At 75.2% G+C, this 7891-nt stretch carries 7 protein-coding genes; 3 read left to right on the top strand and 4 right to left on the bottom strand.

The features are described from left to right. Positions 1-71: 71 nt before the first annotated feature. From AB0B76_RS54035 to AB0B76_RS54025, 3 genes are read right to left on the bottom strand one after another with little or no spacing between them, the layout of a single operon-like run. On the bottom strand, positions 72-752 hold the full coding sequence (locus AB0B76_RS54035; protein WP_360392676.1) for an ABC transporter ATP-binding protein: 681 nt from the start codon (positions 750-752) through the stop codon (positions 72-74). Continuing rightward, positions 749-1816, bottom strand: a complete 1068-nt coding sequence (locus AB0B76_RS54030; RefSeq protein ID WP_360392673.1) for a peptidoglycan-binding domain-containing protein — start codon at positions 1814-1816, stop codon at positions 749-751. Before AB0B76_RS54030 ends, AB0B76_RS54035 begins: the two co-directional genes overlap by 4 nt. Then, positions 1813-2559, bottom strand: a complete 747-nt coding sequence (locus AB0B76_RS54025) for a hypothetical protein (RefSeq protein WP_360392670.1) — start codon at positions 2557-2559, stop codon at positions 1813-1815. The genes AB0B76_RS54030 and AB0B76_RS54025 overlap by 4 nt, the downstream gene beginning before the upstream one ends. Before the next feature lie 88 nt (positions 2560-2647). Between AB0B76_RS54025 and AB0B76_RS54020 the strand changes: the two genes are divergently transcribed. From AB0B76_RS54020 to AB0B76_RS54010, 3 genes are all read left to right on the top strand, one after another. Continuing rightward, positions 2648-3295, top strand: a complete 648-nt coding sequence (locus AB0B76_RS54020; RefSeq protein ID WP_360392667.1) for a response regulator transcription factor — start codon at positions 2648-2650, stop codon at positions 3293-3295. Continuing rightward, positions 3292-4509 carry a HAMP domain-containing sensor histidine kinase gene (locus AB0B76_RS54015; RefSeq protein ID WP_360392664.1) on the top strand — a complete coding sequence of 406 codons (1218 nt, stop codon included), beginning with the start codon at positions 3292-3294 and terminating at the stop codon, positions 4507-4509. Before AB0B76_RS54020 ends, AB0B76_RS54015 begins: the two co-directional genes overlap by 4 nt. 156 nt (positions 4510-4665) lie before the next feature. After that, entirely contained in the window at positions 4666-5319 is a 654-nt protein-coding gene (locus AB0B76_RS54010; RefSeq protein WP_360392661.1) for a phosphatase PAP2 family protein, read from the top strand. Here the strand turns inward: AB0B76_RS54010 and AB0B76_RS54005 are convergent. After that, positions 5239-7713, bottom strand: coding sequence for an FtsX-like permease family protein (locus tag AB0B76_RS54005; protein ID WP_360392658.1), 2475 nt, complete (start codon positions 7711-7713; stop codon positions 5239-5241). The genes AB0B76_RS54010 and AB0B76_RS54005 overlap by 81 nt on opposite strands. Positions 7714-7891: the final 178 nt, after the last annotated feature.

Genomic DNA, 7891 nt, shown 5'->3' with positions numbered 1-7891 from the left:
CGCAAGCTCCGGCAACGGCGCGACAACACTGTGCCCCTGGTTCACGGCCCCTCCGCTCCGCTCCGGACCGCTCACGCGGCGGCCCCCGAGTCGTGCACGACCCGCCCGTCCTGCAGCTGGACCTGCCGCCGCATCGCGGCCGCGGCCTCGGCGTTGTGGGTGATGAGCACGACCGTGGTGTCGCGCAGCCCCGCGAGCAGCGCGATGACCTCGTGACCGTTGCCGCTGTCGAGGTTGCCGGTCGGCTCGTCGGCGAGCAGGACCGCCGGCCCGCCGACGACCGCCCGGGCGATCGCGACCCGCTGCCGCTCGCCGCCGGAGAGCTGGGCCGGCCGGTGGCGCATCCGTCCCTCCAGCCCGACGCGCTCCAGCGCCGCGGCGGCACGCTCCCGCCTCGTGCCGGCCGGCATCCCCCGATACATGAGGCCGGTCGCCACGTTGTCCAGCACCGTGAGGTGGTCGAGCAGGTAGAACTGCTGGAAGACGAAGCCGATGTGCCACGCCCGCACGCCGGACAGCTCCGCGTCGGACATGCTCGACGTGTCGGTACCGGCGACGCGGACCGTGCCGGCGGTGGGCCGCTCCAGCGTGCCCAGGATGCTCAGCAGCGTCGACTTGCCGGCCCCGGACGCGCCGGTGATGGCGACCGTCTCGCCGTGCTCGACCACGAGGTCCACATCGGACAGTGCGGTCACGGTCGTCGGCGGCGGGTAGGTCTTGGCGACGCCGTGCAGTTCGAGGGCGGCGGTCACGATGACGGTACCTCCACGTCGTCGCCCTCGTGCAGGCCGTCGCCCTTGACCTCGACGAGGGTGTCGGAGAACAGCCCGGGGGTGACGCCGACCAGGGTGCGCTCGGCGCCGTTGCGCCGGTAGACGCCGAACCCGCCGCCGGCCAGCGCGACCAGGGCGGTGATCGGCACCGCCAGGACGCCGGTGACCGAGGCGTCGGTGATGGCGACCTGGACCGGCGCCCGGTCGAGGTTGGTGCCCAGCTGCGGGTTGTTCAGGGTGACGATCCCGGGCACGAGCACGGGCCCACCGCGGCCCGGGTCCTGCTGTTGCTGCGGCTGGTCGGCCACCGGCGACAGGAACGCCACCTTGCCCTCGACCTTCCTGTGGTCCGGCAGCGTGATGTTCACCGTGTCGCCCGGGTGCACGAGGTAGGTCTGGCCCGCGGGCACGTTGATCGTCACCACGGCCGTGGTCGACGTCGCGGTCAGCACCGGCTCGCCGCCGTGGACCTCCACGGCGAGCTTGGCGGTGACCACGTTGACCCGGATCGCGCCGGGCTGGAACACGACCTCGCCCAGTTCGACGCGGCCGGTGACGGTCTGGCCGGTCGCCCGCTGCCAGCGGCGGATCGCGGTGGCCGTGGCGGCGGTGAAGGTACCGTCGGCGGAGGCGAGGTAACCGAGGGCCTTGAGGTTCTCCTCCAGCGCCCGCACGTCCGGGCCGGCCGTCATGCCGGACTCGAACGGGCGGAAGGCGGGGCGGTCGGCGAAGAACAGCCGCACCGGGCGGTTGTCCACCTCGTAGACCGCGTCGTTGCGGTTGACCACCGTGCCCGGGTCGGGCAGGGCGGTGATGGTGCCGCCGGCGCCCTGGGCGACCACGCTGTAGTCGCCGCGGTACCCCAGCGCGCCCGACACCTGCGTGCTGGTCGACAGGTCGGTTCGCCTCACCTTCGCCGTCGTGGTGGGCACCTCGGCCGCGGCCGGGCTCGCCCCGCCCGGGTAGCGCCAGGCAAACCAGCCGCCGGTCGCGGTCACGGCGACCGCGGCGGCCGACGTCGTCATGAGCGTGCGCCGGTTCATTCCGCCAGACTCCCCAGGCTGGAGGCGCGAGCCTCGGCGTCGAGGATCGGGCGGCACGTTTCGAGCGCGTGCTGTACCGTCGGATCGCTCTTGTCCCCGGGCAGGTCCTCGGGGTGCATGCCGAACCCGTGGCCGGGCGTGAACAGGTCGTTGGCGTTCGGGTCCCGGAAGTTCGGCAGGCCGTTGGCGCGCATGCACTGCGCCGACTTCACGCCGGCCTGCACCAGCTTCGGCGGCGCGGGCGCCTGCCCGTCGGGCACGAGCTGCGCGGCCACGATCAGGTCCTTGCACGCGTCCGCGGCCGCCAGGACGGCGGTCTCCTCGGCGTCGTGCAGGCTGCGCGCGTCGGTGAACACGTGGCCGTCGGCGGTGAGGACCGGGTCCTTATACGTCGGGATGCCGTGCTGGCGGATGCAGTCGGCCGCGGCGTGCAGGGCGTTCTTGCGCGCGTCGCCGGTCGCCCCGGCGCACGTCGGCTGGTAGCCCAGGTCGCCGCCGGAAGTTTGGGGGACGCCGGACTGCTCCGGCGCGCCGGAGGGCTTCGCGCCGCCCTTGCCGTCCCCGCCGCCTTCCCCCTGGGTGAGCTGGTCGAGGCCGGCGGAGGCGCTGAGGCACCCGCCGGCGGCCGTGCCCGTCGCTTGCCCGGTCCCGCCCAGGCTCGGTACGCCGGGCGACGAACTGGAGCTGCATGCGGTAAGCGCCGCGACGGCCAGCGCCGCGACGGTGAGCAGTCCGATTCTCATGCCCACCACATCTACGCGCGGACCCGTGACACGGGCGCTACCCGCCATGTCGGACGGATGTCATGCGCGGCGGCGCACAATGGGCGGCATGCGGGTGCTGGTGGTCGAGGATCACGCGACGCTTGCCGCGCGGATCGGCGAGGGGCTGCGCGACGCGGGCATGGCGGTCGACGTCGTGCACGACGGCGGCGCCGCCCTCACCCGCGCGGCGGAGACCGGCTACGACGTCGTCGTGCTCGACCGCGACCTGCCGGTCGTGCACGGCGACCAGGTGTGCCGCGCCCTGGCCGCCGTCGACGGCGCGCGCATCCTCATGCTGACCGCCGCGTCCGGGGTCGACGACCGCGTCGACGGGCTGGAGCTCGGCGCCGACGACTACCTCGGCAAGCCGTTCGCCTTCCACGAGCTCGTCGCCCGGGTGCGGGCCCTGGCCCGGCGGGCCCCGTCGGCGCCGCCGGTCGTGCGCCGCGGCGACCTCACCGTCGACCGGGCCCGGCACCGGGCCAGCCGCGCCGGGCGGCCGCTGTCGCTGACCCGCAAGGAGTTCGGCGTGCTGGAGGTGCTCGTCGCCGCCGACGGCGCGGTGGTCAGCGCCGAGGAGCTCCTCGAGCACGTCTGGGACGCCCACGTCGACCCGTTCAGCAACATCGTCTCGGTCACGCTGACCCGCCTGCGGCGCAAGCTCGGCGCCCCGCCGCTCATCGAGACCGTCGTCGGCAAGGGCTACCGGATGTGAGACGCCCCCGGCTCACCGTCCGCGTCCGCCTGACGCTGCTGTACACGCTGCTGTTCGCCCTGTGCGGCGTCGCCCTCGTCGCCATCACCTACGGGCTGCTCGCCGCGAGCCTGCAGCAGCCGACCGACACCGGCGACGCGCCGCGCCTGAGCAGCCCCGCCGGCCAGAAGGACCGGCCGCCGGACGAGTTCATCAACGCCTGCAAGCGCATCCTCAACGGGCAGCCGACCGAGGACCAGAACCTGCGGAACAAGTGCCAGCGGGCCTACGAGGAGGGCGTCATCGCCGGCGTCGAGTCGCAGCGCGACGCCACCCTCGACTCGCTGCTGTGGCAGTCGGGGCTGAGCCTCGGCGCCGCGACGCTGCTGGCCGCCGTGGCCGGCTGGTTCGTCGCCGGGCGGGTGCTGCGCCCGGTGCACCGGCTCACCGCGGCCGCACGGGCCGCCACCGAGCACAACCTGTCGGCCCGGGTGGCCCTCGGCGGCCCGCGCGACGAGCTGCGCGAGCTCGCCGACACGTTCGACGGGATGCTCGACCGGCTCCAGCGCTCGTTCGAGGGGCAGCGGCAGTTCATCGCCAACGCCAGCCACGAGCTGCGTACGCCCCTCACCGTCATGCGCACCAGCGTCGAGGTGGTGCTGGCCAAGCCGCACGCGACCGAGGCCGAGCTGATCGGCATGGCCCGCGACGTGCGGGCCGCCGTCGAGCATGCCGAGATGCTGATCGAGGCGCTGCTGACCCTGGCCCGCAGCAACGGCGGCCCCGCCGTCAGCGAACCGACCGACCTCGCCACGGTGGCCGAAGACGCCCTCGACGGCATCGACCTGCGCGACCGCCGGACCCACCTGGCGCTGGAGCCGGCCACCACGCTCGGCGACCCGATCCTCCTGGAACGGCTCGCCGCGAACCTCGTGGACAACGCGGTGCGCTACAACGAGCCCGGCGGCGACGTGTGGCTCACGACGTCCACAGTGGACGGACACGTCCGGCTGGAGATCACCAACCGGGGCCCGATGGTGACCCCGGAGTCGGTCGGGGCGCTGTTCCAGCCGTTCCGCCGCCTGCACGAGCGGACCAGCGCGGACGGCTTCGGCCTGGGCCTGACGATCGTCGCCGCGATCGCCGAGATCCACGGCGGGACGGTGCGGGCCCGGCCCAACCCGGGCGGCGGCCTGCGCGTCACGGTGATGCTCCCGGCCGACCCGGGCACCTGAGGAAAAGCGCGCCGGACACATCTTCGATAGGTACCAACTACAGCATGTCGGAGTTACGCTTGCCGTATTCACGCCATCGTTGAGAAGGCGGTCGACCGGCGGGTCGTCGCCGTTGTCCTCGCGCTGGCCTTCGCCACGCTGACCGGGCTCGTCGCCATGCGCTTCGGCCCGCTGGTGCGCGGGGACGCCGCGGTCAACGGGGCCGCCCTGCGGTTCGCGACCGGGCATCGCGCCTGGCGTACCGTCATGTCCGCCGTCACCCACAGCGCCGACACCGCCGTGCTGCTGATCGCCCTGCCGGTCGGGGTGCTGTTCGCGCTCGCCCGCCGCGACCGGGCCGGGCTCGCCTTCCTGCTCGGCGCCTCGGCGGTCGCGACCGCGGCCCGGCTCACCGTACTGGCGCTGGTGCACCGGCCCCGGCCGGCCGAGCGGCTCACCGCCACGGCCGGCTGGGCCTTCCCGTCGGGGCACACGACCTCGGCGACCGTGGCCGCCGGGATCGTCGTCGTGCTGCTCTGGCGGCTGATGCCGGGCGCCCGGTCCCGGGCGGCGCTGGTCGGCGCCGCCGCGGGGTGGGCCGGGCTGGTCGGCATCAGCCGTGTGGCGCTGACCGCCCACTGGCCGACCGACGTGCTGGGTGGCTGGCTGCTCGCCGGATCGGTCCTCGCCGGCGTCGGCGCCGCGCTGCGCCCCGCGTTCACTGCGTCGCCGGGCCGCCGGCGGCTCGGATCACTCCAGCGCCTGGCGGGCGATGCCGCGCGCCTCCCGGCCGACCAGGAGCCAGCCCCCGAGGTACGCGACCACCGGTAGCCCGACCAGGATCGCCGCCAGGTTGAGCAGCGGCGGATGGCCCAGCCAGTGTGTCTCCCGGTGGTACCAGGCCAGCATCGCCAGGTACGCGCACCCGGTGCCGATGACCGCCCCGCACAGGGCCAGGGCCCCGGCCGTCGCCGCGGTGAGGGCGCGCCGGGTGCCGCGCCGGGCCCCGGCCGCCGTCAGGGTGCGCAGGTCCCGGGCCGTCTCGCTGCGGATCAGGCCGACCGTCATGGCGAGCACGCCGAGCGCGAGCGCGATGCCGGCCGCGGTGACCTGGTCGGCCAGCCGGGCCTCGTCGCTCCCGGTCGGGCGCGACTCGACGCTGAGCCCGGCCGCGGCGGCGGTCTGGGTGGCCTTGTCGACCTGGGCCGTGGTCAGCGCGCCGGGCCCGTCGACGAGCCAGCCGACGGGGACCGCGGCGTAGTGCAGCCGCTGTATGCCGTGCGCCGTGATGAGCACGCTGGGCAGGGACCCGTAGTCGGGCAGCGTCACGTGCTGCAGGACCGGCTGGACGGGGGGACCGCCGCGGCCGCCGCCGGCCAGGTCGTAGCCGGCGATGCTCGCGCGGGGCGTGAGCAGGTCGGCGTCGGCGTTGACGCTCGCCGGGTCGATGCCGTAGTACGCCAGGAGCTCGGGCGTGGCGACGAAGATCCCGATCATGTCGGCGCTGCTGTACATCACGCCGCCCGGCGAGCCGGGGCCCGGGTCGTGGGGCTTGGCCAGCGTCACCGGCGGCCGGCCGCCCCGCTCGAGCGGCACGTTCGGGTCGGAGACGCCCATCAGCGGGACCGTCGCGGCGGCGTGCAGGTCCGCGGCGATCGCATCGGCCTGCTTGCTCAGCGCGTCGGCCTCCGCGGGCGCGACGACCGGCACCGGGCCGTAGAACTTCTCCTGCGACACCCACACGACGATCTGGTCGCGGGGCAGGTTGCCGCCCGTGGGCGCGGCGGCCTTGGCCACGGTGACGGCGGCGCCGAGGGTCACGACGGCGGCGATGCCGACGGCGAGCGCGATCGCGGCCAGCGCGGCGCTGGACCGGGAGCGGTACCGGGTCAGGTCCCGCATCGCCAGCCGGGGCGCCAGGGGTGCCCGCCGGGCGAGGCGCCCGACGGCGGCGATACCGACCGGGGCGAGCAGCAGCAGGGCCACCGACGTGGCGAGCACGCCGCCGATGATGAACGGCGGCTTCGTCTGCTGGGCCAGGTACAGCGCGGTCAGGCCGGCCGCCAGCAGGACGACGCCGAGGGCCGCGAACCGGTGGGCCGGGCGGGGCGAGGCCGGACGGGCGGAGAGCGCGGCCACGACCGGCACGCGGGCGGCCGCCCGGGCGGGCCACCACGCGGCGGCGACGGCCGCGACGACCGCCAGCAGCACGGCCAGCAGGACCGTCGTCCAGGGCAGCGCGAACCGGTCGATGCGGTGCCCGAGCGGCGTCTCCAGCAGCGGGCTCAGCACGATCCAGCCGGCGCTGCCCAGGACGGCGCCGGCGAGCGAGCCGGCGGCGCCGACGACCGCGCCGTTGGCCAGCAGCGCCAGCCGGATGTGCCGGTGGCTCGCGCCGATCGCGCCGAGCATGCCGAGGGCGCGCAGCCGCCGCTGGGCCATCACGGTGAACCCGGCGCCCGCCAGCAGGCTGACGAACACCAGCCCGATCGTGGCCAGCATGAGCACCATCGCCTGGGCGGTGCCGCTCTCGTCCGAACGGACCTGGGTCGACGCGCCCGGGGGCCGCGCCCCGGCCCGGTACTCGTCCGAGGACACCCGCAGCAGCACGTCGACGTGGTCGACGGCGGCCGTCTGCCCCGGTGCCACGAGGGCGAACGTGTCCCGCAGGTTCCACGGGTTCTCGACCACGCCCACGACGGTCCGCGCCCGGCCGTCCTGGTTCCACGGCCCGCCGAGATGCAGGCCGAGCAGGCTCGCCGCGCGGCCGGTGACGGCGACCTCGCCGGGCCCCTGCGGCCAGCGGCCCTCGTCGAGGCGCAGCATCGTGCCGCCGTATACCCCGCGCGGGTCCTGGGCGCGCAGGTCGATGCCGTTGGCCGAGCCGGGCACCGCGATGTGCTTGGTGTGCTCGATGACGTCGACGGTGCCGAACGAGCCGCGCAGCGTGGCGACGCCGGACGCGATCCGGTCGCCGGTGCCCTCGAGCGTCACCAGGTGATCGGCGGTGCCGAAGATCGCCGCCTCCGACGGGGCGCTCGCGGCGATGCCGAGGCCGGCGGTGGTGGCCGCGACGGCCAGGGCCAGCAGGGCCAGGACGATCAGCTGCTGGCGCCATTCGCGCCGGAACAGCCGCCAGGCCCACCGCGCCACGGCCCGCCGCGCGGGCATCCCGCCGTGGCCGGTGCCGAGCACCAGCGGCCGGTCCTGCACCGCGACGCTCATGACGCGACCTCCGCTTCGCTCCGGCCGCGCCCTGACGAAAGCTGTGCCAGCTGACGAGCGGCCACTCCGCTTCGCTCCGTACCGCTCATGACGCGACCTCCGCTTCGCTCCGGCCGCGCCCTGACGAAAGCTGTGCCAGCTGACGAGCGGCCACTCCGCTTCGCTCCGTACCGCTCAT

It is taken from the genome of Dactylosporangium sp. NPDC049140, from assembly GCF_040648435.1.
The sequence above is the reverse complement of the archived record's forward strand: the minus strand, read 5'-3'. Positions and strand labels throughout refer to the sequence as shown.

What these genes read in the sequence shown, in the direction of transcription:
- AB0B76_RS54025 (WP_360392670.1), bottom strand. Translation starts at nt 2,559, where the DNA reads ATGAGAATCGGACTGCTCACCGTCGCGGCGCTGGCCGTCGCGGCGCTT.
- AB0B76_RS54030 (WP_360392673.1), bottom strand. Translation starts at nt 1,816, where the DNA reads ATGAACCGGCGCACGCTCATGACGACGTCGGCCGCCGCGGTCGCCGTG.
- AB0B76_RS54005 (WP_360392658.1), bottom strand. Translation starts at nt 7,713, where the DNA reads ATGAGCGTCGCGGTGCAGGACCGGCCGCTGGTGCTCGGCACCGGCCAC.
- AB0B76_RS54020 (WP_360392667.1), top strand. Translation starts at nt 2,648, where the DNA reads ATGCGGGTGCTGGTGGTCGAGGATCACGCGACGCTTGCCGCGCGGATC.
- AB0B76_RS54010 (WP_360392661.1), top strand. Translation starts at nt 4,666, where the DNA reads ATGCGCTTCGGCCCGCTGGTGCGCGGGGACGCCGCGGTCAACGGGGCC.